Source organism: Streptomyces sp. NPDC101181 (assembly GCF_044767975.1).
Lineage (GTDB): Bacteria > Actinomycetota > Actinomycetes > Streptomycetales > Streptomycetaceae > Streptomyces.
In genome coordinates this window covers 83,124-102,832 of sequence record NZ_JBIWOX010000006.1, presented here as the reverse complement: position 1 = coordinate 102,832, position 19,709 = coordinate 83,124, and the positions used below count along the sequence as shown (strand labels likewise).

The 19,709-nt window shown below is 71.5% G+C and carries 14 protein-coding genes; 4 read left to right on the top strand and 10 right to left on the bottom strand.

Annotation, left to right across the window (positions count from 1 at the left end):
* Window positions 1-161 precede the first annotated feature (161 nt).
* A complete protein-coding gene (locus tag ACIRRU_RS11615; RefSeq protein WP_403678861.1) occupies window positions 162-2,615 on the top strand; it encodes a DNA topoisomerase (ATP-hydrolyzing) subunit A in 2,454 nt (817 codons plus the stop codon).
* Window positions 2,616-2,653: 38 nt separating this feature from the next.
* On the opposite strand, the gene ACIRRU_RS11610 is transcribed toward ACIRRU_RS11615, so the two are convergent.
* Together ACIRRU_RS11610 and ACIRRU_RS11605 are read right to left on the bottom strand one after the other, a co-directional pair.
* Complete coding sequence (locus ACIRRU_RS11610; protein WP_403678859.1) at window positions 2,654-3,859, bottom strand: CobW family GTP-binding protein; 1,206 nt, start codon at window positions 3,857-3,859, stop codon at window positions 2,654-2,656.
* 94 nt (window positions 3,860-3,953) lie between these two features.
* Window positions 3,954-4,973 carry a LacI family DNA-binding transcriptional regulator gene (locus ACIRRU_RS11605; protein ID WP_403678857.1) on the bottom strand — a complete coding sequence of 340 codons (1,020 nt, stop codon included), beginning with the start codon at window positions 4,971-4,973 and terminating at the stop codon, window positions 3,954-3,956.
* A 283-nt stretch (window positions 4,974-5,256) separates the two neighbouring features.
* Here ACIRRU_RS11605 and ACIRRU_RS11600 point away from each other — a divergent pair, with 283 nt between their 5' ends.
* Window positions 5,257-6,957, top strand: coding sequence for an ATP-binding protein (locus ACIRRU_RS11600; protein ID WP_403678856.1), 1,701 nt, complete (start codon window positions 5,257-5,259; stop codon window positions 6,955-6,957).
* On the top strand, window positions 6,954-7,637 hold the full coding sequence (locus ACIRRU_RS11595; RefSeq protein ID WP_403678854.1) for a response regulator: 684 nt from the start codon (window positions 6,954-6,956) through the stop codon (window positions 7,635-7,637). The genes ACIRRU_RS11600 and ACIRRU_RS11595 overlap by 4 nt, the downstream gene beginning before the upstream one ends.
* Window positions 7,638-7,766: 129 nt before the next feature.
* Here the strand turns inward: ACIRRU_RS11595 and ACIRRU_RS11590 are convergent, their stop codons facing one another.
* From ACIRRU_RS11590 to ACIRRU_RS11580, 3 genes are all read right to left on the bottom strand, one after another.
* Window positions 7,767-9,359 (bottom strand): cation acetate symporter, encoded by a 1,593-nt coding sequence (locus tag ACIRRU_RS11590; protein WP_403678852.1) that lies wholly within the window; start codon window positions 9,357-9,359, stop codon window positions 7,767-7,769.
* Window positions 9,356-9,811: a DUF485 domain-containing protein gene (locus tag ACIRRU_RS11585; protein ID WP_403679136.1), complete on the bottom strand. Its 456-nt coding sequence runs from the start codon at window positions 9,809-9,811 to the stop codon at window positions 9,356-9,358. The genes ACIRRU_RS11590 and ACIRRU_RS11585 overlap by 4 nt, the downstream gene beginning before the upstream one ends.
* 220 nt (window positions 9,812-10,031) lie before the next feature.
* Window positions 10,032-12,158 carry a type IIA DNA topoisomerase subunit B gene (locus ACIRRU_RS11580; RefSeq protein WP_403678850.1) on the bottom strand — a complete coding sequence of 709 codons (2,127 nt, stop codon included), beginning with the start codon at window positions 12,156-12,158 and terminating at the stop codon, window positions 10,032-10,034.
* 447 nt (window positions 12,159-12,605) lie between these two features.
* Between ACIRRU_RS11580 and ACIRRU_RS11575 the strand changes: the two genes are divergently transcribed.
* Window positions 12,606-12,836, top strand: coding sequence for a hypothetical protein (locus ACIRRU_RS11575; RefSeq protein WP_403678848.1), 231 nt, complete (start codon window positions 12,606-12,608; stop codon window positions 12,834-12,836).
* A 102-nt stretch (window positions 12,837-12,938) separates the two neighbouring features.
* On the opposite strand, the gene ACIRRU_RS11570 is transcribed toward ACIRRU_RS11575, so the two are convergent.
* The 5 genes from ACIRRU_RS11570 to ACIRRU_RS11550 all read right to left on the bottom strand — a co-directional run bounded on the left by ACIRRU_RS11570 (window position 12,939) and on the right by ACIRRU_RS11550 (window position 19,595).
* Window positions 12,939-13,769 (bottom strand): serine protease, encoded by an 831-nt coding sequence (locus ACIRRU_RS11570; protein ID WP_403678846.1) that lies wholly within the window; start codon window positions 13,767-13,769, stop codon window positions 12,939-12,941.
* A 133-nt stretch (window positions 13,770-13,902) separates the two neighbouring features.
* Window positions 13,903-15,453 carry an RNA polymerase sigma factor gene (locus ACIRRU_RS11565; protein ID WP_403678844.1) on the bottom strand — a complete coding sequence of 517 codons (1,551 nt, stop codon included), beginning with the start codon at window positions 15,451-15,453 and terminating at the stop codon, window positions 13,903-13,905.
* Between the two features lie 323 nt (window positions 15,454-15,776).
* The gene (locus ACIRRU_RS11560; protein WP_363201801.1) at window positions 15,777-16,664 is read right to left on the bottom strand and encodes a FadR/GntR family transcriptional regulator; all 888 of its coding nucleotides are present in this window, start codon (window positions 16,662-16,664) and stop codon (window positions 15,777-15,779) included.
* 160 nt (window positions 16,665-16,824) lie between these two features.
* Window positions 16,825-18,666 carry an ATP-binding cassette domain-containing protein gene (locus tag ACIRRU_RS11555; RefSeq protein WP_403678842.1) on the bottom strand — a complete coding sequence of 614 codons (1,842 nt, stop codon included), beginning with the start codon at window positions 18,664-18,666 and terminating at the stop codon, window positions 16,825-16,827.
* Between the two features lie 170 nt (window positions 18,667-18,836).
* The gene (locus tag ACIRRU_RS11550; protein ID WP_403678840.1) at window positions 18,837-19,595 is read right to left on the bottom strand and encodes an NUDIX domain-containing protein; all 759 of its coding nucleotides are present in this window, start codon (window positions 19,593-19,595) and stop codon (window positions 18,837-18,839) included.
* Window positions 19,596-19,709: the final 114 nt, after the last annotated feature.

Here is a 19,709-nt window from a genome sequence, read left to right as displayed (position 1 = left end):
CCGCGGAAGTTTCCGTCGATCGTGCCTCAGGCGGCGCTGCCTGGGGCCGCTTCGGACGGGTCGAGGTCCGCGTTGTCAGTGCGGCGGTCCACAATGGTCCGCGTCAGTACCCCAGGTTGTCCGATCAGAATCCGTGAATCCGAGAAGGAGTCGCAGCCGCGATGGCCCGCCGTAGCACGAAGACCCCGCCGCCGGACGACTTCGAGGAGAAGATCCTCGACATCGACGTCGTCGACGAGATGCAGGGCTCCTTCCTGGAGTACGCGTACTCGGTGATCTACTCCCGGGCCCTGCCCGACGCCCGCGACGGCATGAAGCCCGTGCACCGGCGCATCGTCTCCCAGATGAACGAGATGGGACTGCGCCCCGACCGCGGCTATGTGAAGTGCGCGCGCGTCGTCGGCGAGGTCATGGGCAAGCTCCACCCCCACGGTGACGCGTCGATCTACGACGCCCTGGTGCGGATGGCGCAGCCGTTCTCGATGCGGCTGCCCCTGGTCGACGGGCACGGCAACTTCGGCTCCCTGGGCAACGACGACCCGCCCGCCGCCATGCGGTACACCGAGTGCCGGATGGCCGACGCCACGTCGCTGATGACCGAGGCGATCGACGAGGACACGGTCGACTTCCAGGCGAACTACGACGGCCAGGAGCGCGAGCCCGTCGTGCTCCCGGCGGCCTACCCCAACCTGCTGGTCAACGGGGTCTCCGGGATCGCGGTCGGCATGGCGACCAACATGCCCCCGCACAACCTGGGCGAGGTCATCGCCGCCGCCCGCCACCTGATCAAGCACCCGGGCGCCGACGTCGAGACGCTGATGCGCTTCGTCCCCGGCCCCGACCTCCCCACCGGCGGACGCATCGTCGGACTGGCCGGCATCAAGGACGCGTACACGGCGGGCCGCGGCACGTTCAAGATCCGCGCCACCGTCGCCGTGGAGAACGTGACGGCCCGCCGCAAGGGTCTCGTCGTCACCGAACTGCCCTTCACCGTCGGCCCGGAGAAGGTGATCGCCAAGATCAAGGACCTGGTCTCGGCGAAGAAGCTCCAGGGCATCGCGGACGTCAAGGACCTCACCGACCGGGCGCACGGGCTGCGGCTGGTCATCGAGGTGAAGAACGGCTTCGTGCCGGAAGCGGTGCTGGAGCAGCTCTACAAACTGACGCCGATGGAGGAGTCCTTCGGCATCAACAACGTGGCGCTGGTCGACGGCCAGCCGCTCACCCTGGGCCTCAAGGAGCTGCTGGAGGTCTATCTCGACCACCGCTTCGAGGTGGTGCGCCGGCGCAGCGAGTTCCGCCGCGCCAAGCGCCGCGACCGGCTGCACCTGGTCGAGGGCCTGCTCGTGGCCCTGCTCGACATCGACGAGGTCATCCGGATCATCCGGGACAGCGACAACTCGGCGCAGGCGAAGGAGCGCCTGATGGAGCGCTTCTCGCTGAGCGAGGTCCAGACGCAGTACATCCTGGACACCCCGCTGCGCCGCCTCACCCGCTTCGACCGGATCGAGCTGGAGGGCGAGCGCGACAAGCTCAAGGGCGAGATCGAGGCGCTGACCGCGATCCTGGAGTCGGACGCGGAGCTGCGCAAGCTGGTCTCGTCCGAGCTGGCCGCGGTGGCGAAGAAGTTCGGCACGGACCGGCGCACGGTGCTGCTGGAGTCCGCCGGTTCGCAGATCGCCTCCGTGCCGCTGGAGGTGGCGGACGACCCCTGCCGGGTGCTGCTCTCCTCCACGGGCCTGCTGGCCCGCACGGCGAACGCCGAGCCGGTGGAGATCTCCGAGGACGCCCGGCGGGTCAAGCACGACGTGATCGTGTCGGCGGTCGCGGCCACGGCCCGTGGCGATGTCGGAGCGGTGACCTCCACCGGCCGGCTCCTGCGGCTCTCGGTGATCGACCTGCCGCAGCTGCCCGACACCCATGCCGAGCCCAGTCTGTCGGGCGGGGCGATGGTCGCGGAGTTCCTCACCCTGGAGGCCGACGAGGAGCTGGTCTGTCTCACCACGCTGGAGGAGGCCTCGCCGGGTCTGGCGATCGGCACGCTCCAGGGTGTGGTGAAGCGCGTGGTGCCGGACTACCCGGCCAACAAGGACGAGTTGGAGGTCATCACCCTCAAGGACGGCGACCGCGTCGTGGGCGCGGTGGAGCTGCGTACGGGCGAGGAGGACCTGGTCTTCATCACCTCCGACGCCCAGCTGCTGCGCTACCAGGCGGGCTCGGTGCGGCCGCAGGGGCGGGCCGCCGGGGGCATGGCGGGCGTCAAGCTGGCGGCCGGGGCCGAGGTGCTGTCGTTCACGGCGGTGGACCCGGCGGCGGAGGCGATCGTGTTCACGGTGGCCGGTTCGCACGGCACGCTGGACGACTCGGTGCTCACCTCGAAGCTCACCCCCTTCGACCAGTATCCGCGCAAGGGCCGGGCGACCGGCGGGGTGCGCTGCCAGCGGTTCCTGAAGGGGGAGGACGTCCTGGTCTTCGCCTGGGCGGGCGCCACCCCGGCCCGAGCCGCCCAGGAGAACGGCTCCCCGTCGAAGCTGCCGGAGCCGGACCCGAGGCGCGACGGTTCGGGCACGCCGCTGCTCCAGCCGGTGGCCGTGGTCGCGGGGCCGCCGCTGTAGGCCGGTCCGTCACCCCGTAGGAAAGCGGCCCGGGGGCATCACGCCTCCGGGACCTCTTCCGGTACGTCCGCTTCCGGTACGTCCACGGGGTCCGGGCCCCGGTCCTGCTCCTGCTCCTGCTGTACGTAGCGAAGCACGCCCCACATGGCGCGCTCGACGTCATCCGCGTCGGAGGTGCCGGGGGTATCGGAGGTGCCGGGGGCGGCGGGGGCACCGGAGGCAGCCTGGGGAGCGCCGGATGAGACGGGGGCGTCCGCCTGGCCGGCCCGGCAGTCCGCCAGCCCGTCGCGCAGCGCCCGGGTGTCGATCCCGGCCCCGATCAGGACGAGCTGGGTGAGCCGGGGCTCGCCCCGTGTCCACGGCCGCGGGACGAAGCGGAGGAACCGGCCGACCGCGTGCAGCGCGTACGCGTTGTCCCGGTCCCCCGCGCCGAAGTCCACGAATCCCTTGATCCGGTATAGGCCCTCGGGCCGGGAGTCCAGGAGCGCCATGAAGCGGCGGGGGTCCATCGGAGTGTCCGCAGTGAAGTCGACGCTCTCGTACGCCGCGTGCAGATGGTCCTCGTGCCCCGAGCAGCTCTCCTCCCGCAGCAGGTCCTCGAAGGTCAGCTGACGGACCCTCTCGTCATGGTCCGGGCGCAGGGCCGGGTCGAAGAGCAGCTCGGGGTCGATCCGGCCGTGCGTCGCGGAGACGACGGCGGCCGGCTTGCTGAGCGCCGCGACCTCCGCGCGCAGCGCCTCGTGTTCCGTCGCGCCGATCCGGTCGGTCTTGTTCAGGACGACGAGATCGGCGACACCGAGGTGGCGGGTGATCTCGGGGTGCCGCTCCCGGGTGCGGTCGAACTCCGCCGCGTCGACGACCTCCACGAGACCGCCGTACAGGACGTGCGGGTTGTCGCTGGCGAGCAGCATACGGACGAGTTCCTGGGGTTCGGCCAGACCGCTCGCCTCGATGACGATCACGTCCAGCCCGGCGGAGGGCCGGGTCAGCGTCTCCAGGTAGGTGTCGAGTTCGCTCGCGTCGACGGCGCAGCACAGGCAGCCGTTCCCCAGCGAGACCGTGGAGCCGACCTGCCCCGAGACGGTCATGGCGTCGATCTCGATGGCGCCGAAGTCATTGACGATCACTCCGATCCGGGTGCCCTCACGGTTGCGGAGCAGGTGGTTCAGGAGCGTGGTCTTGCCGGAGCCGAGGAAGCCCGCCAGGACGACGACCGGGATGCGCGGGGTGGGGGGCGGGGTCAACGGGGGCCTTTCCGGGGTTCGTCGTCTCACGGCAGGTGCGGTCCGGCGCTCATCGGCGGCGGATCACCCCCGGGGGGGGGTGTCACGCGGCGGATCACCGGGGGGTGTCGCGCGGCGGCTGGGCGGTGGAGCCGCGCACCACCAGTTCCGGCTCGAAGAGCAGTTCGTCCGAGGGTACGGCCCGGCCGCCGATCTGCACCGAGAGCAGTTCCACGGCCGCGCGGCCCATGGCTTCGATGGGCTGTCGCACGGTGGTCAGGGGCGGCTCGGTGCAGTTCATGAAGGCCGAGTCGTCGTAGCCCACGACCGAGACGTCGCCGGGGACGGAGAGTCCGCGGCGGCGGGCGGCACGCACCGCGCCCAGCGCGAGCGGGTCGCTGGCGCAGATGATGCCGGTGACACCCCGGTCCAGGAGGCGCATCGCGGCGGCCTGCCCGCCTTCCAGCGAGAACATCGCGCGCGCCACCCACTCGTCGGGGACGCTCGTGCCGGCCTCCCGCGCCAGCGCTCGGGCGGCGGCGAGCTTGCGCTGCGAGGGCACGTGGTCGGCGGGGCCGAGGACGAGTCCGATGCGCTCGTGGCCGAGCGAGACCAGGTGGCGCCAGGCCTGCTCGACGGCGACGGAGTCGTCGCAGGAGACGCCCGGGAAGCCGAGGTGCTCGATGGCGGCGTTGATCAGCACGACGGGGATCTTGCGGTCGGCGAGCACCTTGTAGTGCTCGTGCGGAGCGTCGGCCTGGTGGTAGAGGCCGCCCGCGAAGACCACCCCGGAGACCTGCTGCTGGAGGAGGAGTTCGACGTAGTCCGCCTCGGAGACGCCGCCCTTGGTCTGGGTGCAGAGCACGGGGGTCAGCCCCTGCTGGGCGAGCGCGCCGCCGACCACCTCGGCGAAGGCCGGGAAGATGGGGTTCTGCAGCTCCGGCAGGACCAGGCCGACCAGCCGGGCCCGTTCGCCGCGCAGCTGGGTCGGACGCTCGTACCCGAGGACGTCCAGCGCGGAGAGCACGGCCTGCCTGGTGGCGTCGGAGACGCCTGGCTTGCCGTTCAGCACCCGGCTGACCGTCGCCTCGCTGACTCCCACCTTCTGGGCCACTTGAGCAAGTCTTCGCGTCATATCCGCAAGATTAGCGCAAGAAAAGCAAGCGGATTGCATGACGGACGAAGTCTTCCGGAAGGCCCCCGGCTCCCCCGAACGCTCACAGAAGGAACACCGCCAGGCAAGGGAGTACCACCCACATCGGCAGACCGGCAGACGGTAGGCAGGCAGGCAGCTGAAGGGGCGCGCCCCAGCAACCTCCCCGCAGGCCTCACGGGTTCCGTCCCGCCAAGAGGCCCCCGACGGAACGGGACCCCGGGCGAATTTCCGCCGCGCCGATTCGGCCTTTACCGTTCGTACGATGAACGCCCCACCGACCCCCGGGCGAGGACCACGCCGGTTCGGCTGGCCGCAGCGGGTCTTCTCCCAGGTGCTGCTGATGCAGCTGGCCATCATCACCGGCGTCACCGTCCTGGTCACCGGCCTGTTCCTGGCCCCGCTCAGCGCCCAGCTGGACGACCAGGCGATGCGCCGCGCGCTGGCCATCGCCCAGAGCACCGCCGCCCAGCCCGGCATCGTCGAGGGGCTGCGCACCACCGACCCCTCGGCCCGGGGGCCCGTGCAGTCGGCCGCCGAGCGGGTCCGGCAGGCCACCGGTGCGGAGTACGTCGTGGTGATGGACCGGCGGGGCGTGCGGTGGTCGCACCCGGAGACCGACCGGATCGGGGAGGTCGTCTCCACCGACCCCCGTGACGCCCTGCGCGGCCGCCAGGTGATGGAGATCGACAGCGGGACCCTCGGCCGCTCGGCGCGGGGCAAGGTGCCGCTGTACGGCTCCCCCGGCTCCACCGAGGTGGTCGGCGCGGTCTCGGTCGGCATCGAGTACGACAGCGTCCGCGCCCGGCTCCTCGGGGCGATCCCGGGCCTGCTCGCGTACGCGGGCACGGCCCTGGCCGTCGGGGCGCTCGCCGCCTACCTCATCTCCCGCAGGCTCCAGCGGCAGACCCACGACCTGGCGTTCTCCGACATCTCCGCGCTGCTGACCGAGCGGGAGGCCATGCTGCACGGCATCCGTGAGGGGGTCGTCGCGCTCGACGCGGCCGGGCGCGTCCGGCTGCTCAACGACGAGGCGCAGCGGCTGCTCGGCCTCGGCCCGGAGGCGGCGGGGCGCCCGCTGGAGGAGGTGCTGGACGGCGGACGGACCGCGGACGTGCTGACCGGGCGGGTGGTGGGCGACGATCTGCTGACCGTACGGGGGAGCCGGGTGCTGCTGGCCAACCGGATGCCGACGGACGACGGCGGGGCCGTGGTCACGCTGCGCGACAGGACCGAACTGGAGCGCCTGGGCCGGGAACTCGACTCCACCACGGGGCTGATCGACGCGCTGCGCGCCCAGGACCACGAGCACGCGAACCGGCTGCACACCCTGCTGGGCCTGCTGGAACTGGAGATGCACGAGGACGCGATGGAGTTCGTCACGGAGGTGGTGGGCGTCCACCGGGCGACGGCCGAGCAGGTCACGGAGAAGGTCCAGGACCCCCTGCTGGCGGCTCTGCTCGTCGGCAAGGCCACGGTCGCCGCCGAGCGTGGCGTCTCGCTCAGGCTGGCGCCCGGCACCCTGCTGCCCGACCAGGTCGTCGACCCGCGGGAGCTGGTCACGGTGGTCGGCAACCTCGTCGACAACGCCACGGACGCGGCGGCCGGGTCGGACGGGGCGCTGATCGAGGTCGGACTGCGGGCCGAGGGCCGTACGGTGGTGCTGCGGGTGCGCGACAGCGGCCGGGGAGTCCCCCCGGACCAGCACGCGAGGATCTTCACGGAGGGCTGGACCACCAAGGACGTTCCGGCGCACGGCAAGCGCGGCCTCGGGCTCGCCCTGGTCCGCAGGCTGGCCGAGCGCCAGGGCGGCAGCGCGACGGTCTCCGGGGCGGAGGAGGGCGGTGCGGTGTTCACGGTCGTCCTCCCGGAGGCGCTGGCCGAGCCGGACCCGGAATCGGCCTCGGCGGCGCCGGACAACTCCGCCACGACGCCCCGGGCGGCCACGAGGGGAGACAACCGGTGATCCAGGTCCTGATCGTGGACGACGACGTCCGGGTGGCGCGGATCAACGCGGCGTACGTGGCGAAGGTGCCCGGTTTCCGGGTGGCCGCGCAGGCCCACTCGGCGGCCGAGGCGCTGGCGACGGTCGAGGAGGTCCCGGTGGACCTGGTCCTACTGGACCACTACCTCCCCGACCGCAACGGCCTCGCCGTCGTACAGGAGCTCCGGCGCCTCGGCCGCCAGGTCGACGTGATCATGGTGACCGCCGCCCGCGACGTGGCCACCGTGCAGGACGCGATGCGGCACGGAGCGCTCCAGTACCTGGTGAAGCCGTTCACTTTCGCGGGTCTGCGCTCGAAGCTGGAGGCTTACGCGGCCCTGCGGCAAGCCCTCGACGGCGGCGGGGAGGCCGAGCAGGTGGAGGTGGACCGGCTCTTCGGGGCGCTGTGGGCGGCGGGCGAGCCGGACCTCCCCAAGGGCCACTCCCCCACCACCGCCGAACTGGTCCGGCAGGCCCTACGCGGGGCCGAGGGGCCGCTGTCCGCCCAGGAGATCGCGGACAGCGCGGGGATGAGCCGGCAGACGGCGCAGCGCTATCTGAAGCTGCTGGAGCGCACCGGAAAGGTCCGGCTGACCCTGCGGTACGGCGAGACGGGCCGCCCGGAGCACCGCTACGCCTGGGCCGGAGGCTCCGGAGGCTGAGGCCCCTCCCAGGGCCGATGTGCCCAAGGGTCGGGGGACCCCAGGGGCCGGACGGGCTGCCAGGGGCCGGGCTGCCCGGGGCGGGCGCGTCCGGCCGCCACGAGCCTGCCGGACACCGCCCCGAGGGGTTCAGGCCGCGCCCGCGCCCGTCAGCGCCCGGACCTCGGCCTCGGCGTGCCTGGCCTCGTCCGGCTTCTCGCGCGAGGTGACCGTACCGATCCAGCCCGCCAGGAAACCGAGCGGGATCGAGACCAGGCCCGGGTTCTCCAGCGGGAAGAGCTGGAAGTCGGCCCCGGGGAACAGCGCGCCGGGGCTGCCCGAGACGACGGGTGAGACGACCACCAGGGCGACCGCCGGGACCAGTCCCCCGTACACCGCCCAGACCGCGCCCCGGGTGGTGAAGCCGCGCCAGAACAGGGAGTAGAGCAGGGCGGGGAGGTTCGCCGACGCGGCCACGGCGAAGGCGAGACCGACCAGGAAGGCGACGTTCAGGTTCTGGGCGAGCAGGCCGAGTCCGATGGCCACCGCGCCGATGCCCGCGGCGGAGGTACGCGCCACGGCGACCTCGCCGCGCTTCCTGCGGCCGGGGCGGCGGAGCGAGGCGTAGAGGTCGTGGGCGACCGAGGCGGAGGAGGCGAGGGTGATTCCGGCGACGACGGCCAGGATGGTGGCGAAGGCGACGGCGGCGACCACGGCGAAGAGAACCGTTCCGCCGGTGGAACCCTCGCCCCCGCCGAGGTTCAGCGCGAGCAGCGGGATCGCGGTGTTGCCCGCCGCGTTCGAGGCACGCACCTCGGCGGAGCCGACGAGGGCGGCGGCGCCGAAGCCGAGCACGATCGTCATCAGGTAGAAGCTGCCGATGAGCCCGATGGACCAGACGACCGACCGGCGCGCGGCGCGGGCGGTGGGCACGGTGTAGAAGCGCGACAGGATGTGCGGCAGCCCGGCCGTGCCGAGGACCAGGGCGACGCCCAGGCTGATGAAGTCGAAGCGGGAGACCCAGTCCCCGCCGTAGCGCAGGCCGGGGGCGAGGAAGTCCTTGCCGTGGCCGCTGCGTTCGGCGGCGGTGTTCAGCAGGTGGTTGACGTCGCCGCGGAAGTGGACCAGGACGAGGACCGTGAGGGCGAGTGCCCCCGCCATCAGCAGGACGGCCTTGACGATCTGGATCCAGGTGGTGGCGCGCATCCCGCCGAACGACACGTAGATCACCATGAGCGCGCCGACCCCGATGACCGTCCAGGACCGGGCGGCGTCGCTCGTACCGCCGAGCAGCAGCGCCACCAGGCTGCCCGCGCCGACCATCTGGGCGACCAGGTACAGCACGGAGACGGTGACGGACGAGGTGCCGAGGGCCGTGCGCACCGGGCGCTCGGCCATGCGTGCGGCGACCACGTCGGCGAGGGTGAAGCGGCCGCAGTTGCGGACCAGTTCGGCGACGAGCAGCAGCACGACCAGCCAGGCGACCAGGAAGCCGACGGAGTAGAGCATGCCGTCGTAGCCGAAGAGGGCGATCAGGCCGGAGATCCCGAGGAAGGAGGCCGCCGACATGTAGTCGCCCGCGATGGCGAATCCGTTCTCCAGCGGCGAGAACAGCCGTCCGCCCGCGTAGAACTCCTCGGCGGAGCCCTGCCGGTTGCGGCCGACCCAGGTGGTGATGAAGAGCGTCACCGCGATGAACGCGCTGAACAGCAGCAGAGCGAGTGTCTGGTGGTCGCCTCTCACCGCACGGGCCCTCTCGTCGTCGCGGGGCCCATGCCCCGCGTCATCTCCTGCGTCTCCCACCGCAGATCGAGCGCGGCCCGGTCCCGGCGCAGCCGCGCGTGCCGTGCGTACGCCCAGGTCAGCAGGAACGTGCTGAGGAACTGCCCCAGGCCCGCCACCATCGCCACGTTGACCGCGCCCGCGACCGGGCGGGCCATCAGCCCGGGGGCGGTGGTCGCGGCGACCACATAGGCGAGGTACCAGAGGAGGAAGGCGAGGGCGGCGGGAACCACGAAACGGCGGTAGCGGCGGCGCACCTCGCGGAAGGCGGGGCTGCGGTGCACCTCCAGATAGATCTCGGCCGCGCCGGGGGTTTGGTCGGGCTCCGCCGCGCCGGGGGCGTCGCCTCCCGTACCGTCCTGGCCGTCCCGGTCCCGGGCCGGCCCGTCGTCCCACGGGTCGTCGGGCCGCACTCCCGCGGTCCGCGGCCCTGCTTCCTTCTCCACCGAACAACTCCCCTGATCCGCGGACCTTTTCGGCCGCACGGCCCACCATGGGCGGTCCGGGAGGATCGCGGGCGCGCCCTTCGCCCGACTTCACCCCTTCAGGTGACAGAAGTCGCGGACGGCCCCGGGGCGGACGCACGCGGCCCCCGCTCCGGGTGACGGAGCGGGGGCCGGGGTGCGCCGGGTGTCAGGCGTCGATACGTGAGCGGTCGAGGGTGGCGGCGGAGCTGGTGATGAACTCCTTGCGCGGCGCGACCTCGTTGCCCATCAGGAGGTCGAAGACCTGCTCGGAGGATTCCAGGTCCCCGATGTTGATGCGGCGCAGCGTCCGGTGGCGCGGGTCCATGGTGGTCTCGGCCAGCTGGTCGGCGTCCATCTCGCCGAGGCCCTTGTAGCGCTGGATCGACTCCTTGATGCGGACGTTCTTGCGCTGGAACTCCAGCAGCGTCTGGCGCAGTTCGCCGTCGGAGTACGTGTACACGTACTTGTCCTGGCCCTTTTTGGGCTGGACCAGCTCGATCCGGTGCAGCGGGGGTACCGCCGCGAAGACCCGTCCGGCCTCGACCATCGGACGCATGTAGCGCTGGAAGAGGGTCAGCAGCAGGGTGCGGATGTGGGAGCCGTCGACATCGGCGTCGGTCATCATGATGACCTTGCCGTAGCGGGCGGCGTCGATGTCGAAGGTCCGGCCGGACCCAGCTCCTATGACCTGGATGATCGCGCCGCACTCGGCGTTCTTCAGCATGTCCGAGACGGACGACTTCTGGACGTTGAGGATCTTGCCGCGGATCGGCAGCAGCGCCTGGAACTCACTGTTGCGGGCCAGCTTGGCGGTGCCGAGCGCCGAGTCGCCCTCGACGATGAAGAGCTCGCTGCGGTCGACGTCGTCGCTGCGGCAGTCGGCGAGCTTGGCGGGCAGCGACGAGGACTCCAGCGCGGTCTTGCGGCGCTGGGCGTCCTTGTGCTGGCGGGCCGCGATCCGGGTGCGGGCGGCGGCGACAGCCTTGTCCAGGACCGCCCGCGCCTGGGCCTTGGCGTCCCGCTTGGTGGAGGTCAGGAAGGCCTTGAGCTCCTTGGCCACCACGTTCGCGACGATCCGGTTGGCCGCCGAGGTGCCGAGGACCTCCTTGGTCTGCCCCTCGAACTGCGGCTCCGCCAGCCGTACGGTGACGACGGCGGTGAGACCTTCGAGGGCGTCGTCCTTGACGATGTCGTCCTCGGCGACCCTCAGCACCTTGGCGGACCGCAGTGCCTCGTTGACCGTCTTGGTCAGGGAGCGCTCGAACCCGGTGACGTGGGTGCCGCCCTTGGGGGTGGCGATGATGTTCACGAACGACTTGACGGTCGTGTCGTAGCCGGTGCCCCAGCGCAGGGCGATGTCCACGCCCAGCTCGCGGGTGACCTCCGTGGGGATCATGTGACCGCGGTCGTCGAGGACCGGGACGGTCTCCTTGAAGGTGCCCGAGCCGCTGAGCCGCTGGACGTCGCAGACGGCCTTGTCCTGGGCCAGGTACTCGCAGAACTCGCTGATGCCGCCGTCGAAGCGGAACGTCTCCTCGGTCTTGCCCTCGCCGTCGAGTCCGCGCTCGTCGCGGACGACGATCGTGAGACCGGGCACGAGGAAGGCCGTCTGGCGGGCCCGCTGGTAGAGCGTCTCCAGGTTGAGCTTGGCGTCCTTGAGGAAGATCTGCCGGTCCGCCCAGTACCGCACCCGGGTGCCGGTGCGGGTCTTCGGGACGCGCTTGCCCTTGCGCAGACCGTTGGCGGGGTCGAACGGGCTGTCCGGCCCCTGCTCGGTGAACATGCCGGGGACGCCGCGCCGGAAGCTGATCGAGTGGGTCGCGCTGTGCAGGTCGACCTCGACGTCCAGCCGGGCGGAGAGGGCGTTGACGACGGAGGCTCCGACGCCGTGGAGGCCGCCCGACGCCGCGTAGGCGCCGCCGCCGAACTTGCCTCCGGCGTGCAGCTTGGTCATGACGACCTCGACGCCGGAGAGGCCCGTCTTGGGCTCGATGTCGACCGGGATGCCGCGGCCGTTGTCCCGGACCTCGACGGAGGCGTCGTCGTGGAGGATGACCTCGATCTGGTCGCAGTAGCCGCCCAGCGCCTCGTCGACGGAGTTGTCGATGATCTCCCACAGGCAGTGCATCAGGCCACGGCTGTCGGTGGACCCGATGTACATCCCGGGGCGCTTGCGGACCGCCTCAAGACCTTCGAGGACGAGGAGGTGCCGCGCGGTGTAGTTGGAGCTGCCCCGGTCGCCGCCTGCTGCGGCCAGCATCGCGGTGGACGGCACGGACGTTTCGGCGGTCACGCGGTTCGCTCCTCGCTGAATTTCATCTGGGTCCCCGGTGGGCATCGGGCTGTGCTTCGGTTGCCGCTGAGAGCCTACAGAGGCCTGGTAGAGCGGTTGTAACGCCACCCTCGGGGAATCCTCATGCTAGTCGAGCCGCATCCGAGCTCGCATGCATGTTCGATCATTCGTCGGGGTGACGCGCACATCACGTTCCCTTCGAGGCATGAACCATTTAGGCTCCGGGCACGTCCTCATGAACAAACCGGCAAGCCGGCCGGCGGGACACACCCCCTAGACAAGCAATGCGAAACCGTAGCGCTCCGCATACGGCACATTCGCCGCCAACCGGCAACAGACAGCCACACCGAGAAGAAGTTTCGAAGAAAAGCCACGAGCGGGAACGTTTTCGGCCTGGTTGGATGTTGACCCTGGTACGACAGCTCGTCGAGCTAGAGAAGAGGCGACGTGACTACTGTTCTGACCCCCGCGAGCCCGCTGACCGCGGCCGACCGTTGTGACCGTTGCGGCGCCCAGGCATATCTGCGCGTCGTTCTGATCAGCGGCGGTGAACTGCTCTTCTGCGCCCACCACGGGCGCAAGTTCGAGCCGGAACTCAAGAAGATCGCCGCGGAAATACAGGATGAGACGGACCGGCTCACCGCCGTGTCGGCGACCGCCGCAGACGAGGAACACTGACACCTCGCATCCACGACGAGCCAGGGGCCGGTCCAAGGCCGGCCGACGGGCGGCTCCCCCACCGGGGGGAGCCGCCCGTTCTCGTCGGCGGCGCCGCGGCCCTCAGACGCGGCCCGCGGCCCATTCCAGAGCGGCGGAGACCCGGGTGTAGACCCCAGGACTGCCCGGCCGCCCGCAGCCGCTGCCCCAGGACACCAGGCCGATGAGCCGCCCTCGGGCCACCAGCGGTCCCCCGCTGTCCCCCTGGCACGCGTCCCGGCCCCCAGCGGGTTCACCCGCACAGAGCATCGCCGAGGCGTCGTACGTCCCCTCCCGCCCGCCCGGGTAGGCACGGGCGCAGTCGCGGTCCGGCAGGACCTGGATCCGCGCGGAACGCAGTACGGAGGCGTAGGTGCCGCTGCCCGTGGTGTCGCCCCACCCGTAGACGTCCGCGGGCGTCCCGGCCCGGTAGGCGGCGTCCCCCTCCCGCGCCGCCGGGATGACGCTGTCCTTGGGCAGCGGCCGGGCCAGGGTGAGCACCGCGAGGTCACCGGCGTTCGAGTCGGGGTCGTACGCCGGGTTCACCCAGATGTCCCGGACCGGGATCTCCCGTCCGCCCGATTCGCTCAGCCGCTCCCGCCCGGAGATCACCAGCAGATCCTTCACGCTCTCCGCGGGTCCGCCGAGCGCCTCGTCACCCAGACAGTGGGCGGCCGTCAGGATCTTCGTGGGCGCCACGGCCGCCCCGCCGCAGAACTGCCCCGCGCGTGCATCCCCGAACCGGTCGCGGCTCGACAGGGCCACCGCCCAGGGGCTCTGCGCCACCGGAGCGGGCTGCCCGCCGACGATGACGCTGTCGGCCGTCGCCGGGGCGGGCGAGGCGAGCGGCAGTACGGCCGCGGCGGCGGTCAGGGCGAGCGCCCCGGTCAGGGTGCGGACGACGGGACGGGGCATGAAGGCTCCTGACGCTGAGGTGACGGACAACCCACCCAGCGTCATGCAGCCGCGCGGTGTCCACCCCCGGGGACACGCCGGAGGGCCCGGATCCCTTGCGGGTTCCGGGCCCTCGGCGGGTGTCTCCGGGTGCTCAGTCCAGGTAGTCGCGCAGGACCTGCGAACGCGACGGGTGACGGAGCTTCGACATCGTCTTCGACTCGATCTGGCGGATGCGCTCACGCGTCACGCCGTAGACCTTGCCGATCTCGTCCAGCGTCTTCGGCTGGCCGTCGGTGAGACCGAAGCGCATCGAGACCACGCCCGCCTCACGCTCGGAGAGGGTGTCGAGCACCGAGTGCAGCTGCTCCTGGAGGAGCGTGAAGCTGACCGCGTCCGCGGGGACGACGGCCTCGGAGTCCTCGATGAGGTCACCGAACTCGCTGTCCCCGTCCTCACCGAGCGGGGTGTGGAGGGAGATCGGCTCGCGGCCGTACTTCTGGACCTCGATGACCTTCTCGGGGGTCATGTCCAGTTCCTTGGCCAGCTCCTCCGGGGTGGGCTCGCGGCCCAGGTCCTGGAGCATCTGGCGCTGCACCCGCGCGAGCTTGTTGATGACCTCGACCATGTGCACCGGGATACGGATGGTGCGGGCCTGGTCGGCCATCGCGCGGGTGATCGCCTGCCGGATCCACCAGGTGGCGTACGTGGAGAACTTGTAGCCCTTGGTGTAGTCGAACTTCTCGACCGCGCGGATCAGACCGAGGTTGCCCTCCTGGATCAGGTCCAGGAAGAGCATGCCGCGCCCCGTGTAGCGCTTGGCCAGGGAGACCACCAGACGGAGGTTGGCCTCCAGGAGGTGGTTCTTGGCGCGGCGGCCGTCTTCCGCGATGATCTCCAGCTCGCGCTTGAGCTTCGGCGCGAGCTTGTCCGCGTTGGCCAGCTTGTCCTCGGCGAAGAGACCGGCCTCGATGCGCTTGGCCAGCTCCACCTCCTGCTCGGCGTTGAGGAGGGGGACCTTGCCGATCTGCTTCAGGTAGTCCTTGACCGGGTCGGCGGTGGCACCGGCGACGGCGACCTGCTGAGCGGGCGCGTCGTCCTCGTCGTCGTCGGAGAGGACGAAGCCCTTGTTCTCGCCCTCGGTCTCCTCCTCCTCGGCGCCCTTGCCGGCCTTGACCTCCTCGGCCGCCTCCTCGCCTTCGAGCAGCTCGTCGTCCTGCTTGCCGGACTTCTTCGCCGCTGTCTTCTTGGCCGCCGTCTTCTTCACGGCGGTCTTCTTCGCCGTCGTCTTCTTGGCCGCCGCCTTCTTCGCGGGAGCGGCCGCGACGGCGTCCTCGGCCACCGCGTCCGGGCTCTCGGCCGCCGGGGCGGCGGTGGCCGCGACGGGCTTGGGCACGGCGGTCTTCGCCGCGACGGTCTTGGTGGCGGTGCGCTTGACCGGGCTCTTCGCTGCGACGCTCTTGCGGGCGCGCTTCGGCGACTCCGCGGCACTGACCATCAGCGTCACACCCTCTTCCTCGAGGATCTGGTTGAGGCTGCGCAGAACGTTCTTCCACTGGGTTGGCGGAATCTGGTCAGCCTCGAAGGCCCGACGCACGTCATCGCCGGCGATCTGCCCATCAGCCTTTCCCCGCTCGATGAGCGCCATCACAGACTCGGACTCGGCGATCTCCGGCGGGAGCGTACGGGATGTGCTGGCCGACACGAACAACCTCTCGGAACGATGGAAACGGCTTCCGGCCCCGCCCTGGAGAGGGCTGGAACCGACGACCGTCGACTGGGGATGTCGCCGACGGCGCGGGTTTGGCCTCGGAACTGCACAGCGCCTGCGAGGCAAGCTGTATTCCTTCCGCGGCGGTCACCTCTTAGGTCATCGCGCTGCTTCGAGGAGTGTTACGCCCCATCCGCGTGGCCCGAGTCACACCTCATTTGCGATGAATGGACCCAGGGGTGACATCTCCCCACAAGGGTGCCGCCGGACCGCGCGGGTCCGGCGGCACAGGGCCCCGGCGCCCGGCGCTGCGTCGGTCAGTGCTCGCGCGGGGCGGGCACCACACGTTCGACGTCGGGGTGGACGACGAGGAGTTGCCTCATGGCCGCCTCGGCGGCCGCGGAGTCGCCGGAGGCCAGGGCGTCAGCGATCCGCGCGTGGTGGGCGAGGGAGGATTCGCCGGGCCGGTCGCAGCCGGTGACCGGGCCGCCGGAGACATGCAGCGCGGCCGAGACGATGCCGGAGAGGTGTTCGAGCATCCGGTTGCCCGCGGCCTGGATGAGCAGGGAGTGGAATTCGGCGTCGGCACGGGAGAAGGTGATCGCGTCCCCCTGTCCCATCGCGTGGCCCATGATCTCCACCATGTCGCCCAGGCGCTGCTGAATGTCGTCCCGGCCGTGCCCGGCGGCGAGGCGGGCGGCGAGCGGTTCGATGGTCCAGCGCAGCTCGGCCAGCTCACGGCGCTGGTCGTCGCGCTGCGGCCCGAAGGCCCGCCACTCGATGATGTCGGGGTCGAGCAGGTTCCAGTCGCTGACCGGGCGGACCCTCGTACCCACGTTGGGACGCGCGCTGACCAGGCCCTTGGCTTCGAGGACACGCAAAGATTCGCGGACGACGGTGCGGGAGACCTCGAATCGCTGGCCGATCTCCTCGGGAACGAGAGGGCGGTCCGCGCCGAGGTCACCGGAAACGATCATCTGGCCCAGCTGCTGGACGAGTTGGCCATGGAGACCGCGCCCCCGGCTGGCAGCCCCCCGTCGGCTCGCCCGGCCCAGCTCGGAGTCGGAACCGCTCCAGGCCCGGGAAGCGGAACGGTCGCCGGGCGGCGCCTCCGTGTAGGGGTAGCGGTCGAGTTCGCCCGGACCGGCAAGGCCGGAGTCGGCGGAGCGGGCGGCGGTCATCATGGTGTGCGCAAGGGTACTCACGCATCCTTTGTCGGCGCGGCTCGCACGCCCCTTGAGGTCTTTGGTGAAAAGCACACGAAAGGGTGATCGGCGCCCGCTATACAATTGACGCCTTATACCTACAAATCAGCCATTTCTTAAGGCGCTTCGCGGCCTCGCTCCCCGTGGAGGACAGCGGCGATCACCAACGCACCTTTCCGCGAAGGCTGGTGAACAGATACGCACAGACCAGGACGGACAACGACAGGGCCAGTGCGGCCCCCACGGGCTGGGCCACGACCTGGGCGATGGCCAGAACCCAGCGGTCCGCGTCCTGCGGCAGCTGCCACCAGGCCAGTTCCCGCAGCCGTCCCGGAAGCCCGGTGACCGACCGTGCGGACGGAGCGGCGAAGACCTTCTGCACCAGCGGAACGACCAGCACCGGCACGGCCAGGACGGCGGCGATGCCCGCCCCGGCGACCCGGAAGACTCCGGCGGCCAGCAGCCCGGCCCAGGCGCAGCCGACGGACAGGCCCGCCCAACTCGCGCCGAGGGCGAGGTAATTCTCCGGAACCTTGACCAACTCCGGTCCGTACACCAGCCGCAGGCTCTGCGCGTCGCACACCACTGCGAGGGCGGCGATCAGGAGTGCGAAGCCCGCGGTGACGAGGAGCTTCGCGACCAGCAGTCCGAGCCGCCGGGGCACGGTGCCGCGACCGGCGGCGAGCGCCGGGTAGCGGAACTCGTCGCCGAACGACAGCGCTCCGAGCAGGCCCGCGCCCAGCACCGCGGGAGGCAGCGGCAGCAGTTCGGGCCAGGCCGCGAGCAGCCGGGGCAGCGCGGTGCCGTCCGTACGGGCGAGCAGGACCGACAGGACGGCGGACGTCAGCAGAACGACCGCCGTGATCGCGGCCGTTGTCCGGACACCGAGGGAGCGCCGCAGTTCGTAGCGGATGGGACGCAGCGGACCGCGCGCGGGGCGGACCCGGATCGGGGGCGGCAGCTCGGAGAGAGCCACGTCGGAGGCCTGCCGTCCCGGGAAGGACGCGCCGGAGACGGCAGTCGGCACCGGAACGGCTCCTTGCCGTGCGCCGCTCTCCGTCCTCTCCTCCCCCACCTGCGTCCCCGTTCCCATGTCCGCGTCCGCCTGTGTGCCCGGCGGCACGGCGGGTCCGGTGTCACCGATCTCGTCGGCGAGCTGGTGCACCGGGATGCCGTGCCGGTAGGCGGTGTCGCCGATCTCCGCGCAGTTGCTGCCGTACACCGCGAGCCGGCCGCTCCCCTCCTGGACGACCTCGACGGAGTGCCGGGCCGCCCGCGCCTCCCTGGCGACCACGGCGGCCAGCCGGGGGGCGTGCGGGGTGCGGACCGCGACCCGGGGCCGGAGGCGGGTACGGGCGAAGTCGACGACATCCTGGTCGGCGATGAGGCGCCCCTCGTCGATGGTGACGACGTGATCGGCGGTGCGGGCCGCCTCCTTGGGGTCTCCGGTAGCGTACAGAACCGTTCCGCCCTGAGCCGCGTGAGCGCGCAGCAGTCCGTACAACCAGCTGTTCTCGCGCGGCGAGAGCCCTTCGGCAGGCTCATCGAGGACCAGGGTGTGCGGGTCCCCGAGCAGGGCGCAGGCGAGCCCGAGCCGGCGGTCCATGCCCACCGAGAGGGTGCCCAGCCGCTGGTCGCCGAGCCCGGCCAGGCCGACGACTTCGAGCACCTCGTCCGCCCGGGAGACCGGCACCCCGGCGGCGGCGCAGAGCATCCGGAGCTGCCCCCTGACCGTCCGCGAGGGGTGGCCCGGGACATCACCGAGCAGCACCCCCACTTCGCGCGCCGGATGCGCGATGCGATGCAGCGGCCGCCCCCGGAAGTAGGCGACGCCGCGCCCCGCGTCGAGTTCGAGCATCAGACGCAGGGCCGCCGTCTTGCCCGCCCCCGGCGCGCCGAGGAGCGCCGTGACGCGGCCGGACGGGGCTTCGAAGGTCAGATCGCCGACGACGGGGCGAGCGTCGCGGCGGGGGGTGCTGGTGAGTCCGATGGCCTGGAGCATCGCTTATCTCGCGTCTCTCGCGGAAGGTGAGACCGCTCGGCGGCAGATGGGTACCGCAGCAACATAACGCGACATTTCAGACTTTTGGCGCAGGGTTGAGGCGACGGGCGTTCCGCTGGGCCATCACAGCGCTCCGGCCGCCCCCGAAGCCGGGGGCATGTGGCCAGGGATCAGACCTCGGGCCGCAGCATCGGCGGATTGAGCACCGTGGCGGCCCCGGCCCGGAACAGCTGTGCGGGACGACCGCCCTGCCGGGTGGTCGTCCCGCCGGACGGCACCAGGAATCCGGGGGTGCCAGTGACCTTGCGGTGGAAGTTACGGGGGTCGAGGACGACACCCCACACCGCCTCGTACACCCGGCGCAGCTCCCCGACCGTGAACTCCGGCGGACAGAACGCCGTGGCCAGCGAGGAGTACTCGATCTTGGAGCGAGCACGTTCGACTCCGTCGGCCAGGATCCGTGCGTGATCGAAGGCCAGCGGCACCGCCTGGTCGCCCTCCCGCCCGGCACCGGGGTGCAGCAGCTCCTCCACCGGGGCCCAGCGGGCGCTGTTGGCGTCGCCGCCCGCCCGGGGAGCCGGGAGGTCCGGCGCGAGGGCGAGATGCGCGACGCTGACCACCCTCATCCGGGGGTCGCGCGCCGGATCACCGTAGGTGGCCAGCTGCTCCAGGTGGGCGCCGTTGCCCAGGGACGGCTTCGCCGGGTCGTGGGCGGTGAGGCCGGTCTCCTCGACGAGTTCACGCGCCGCCGCTGAGCCGAGATCCTCGTCGATCCTGACGAAACCGCCGGGCAGCGCCCACCGGCCCTGGAACGGAGTCTCCCCGCGCCGCACGACCAGCGCGCAGAGCGCGTGACGGCGCACCGTGAGCACGACCAGGTCGACGGTGACAGCGAAGGGCGGGAAGGTCGACGGGTCGTAGGGCGGCATGCCGCGATCATAGTCGTCTGCCTGACGATAAACACTCCCTTCGGCATCCTTGTGATCAGGTGATCCCCGGGGCGGCGGGACCGGTGCCGCCCCACCGGAGCGGGCCGGTCCAGG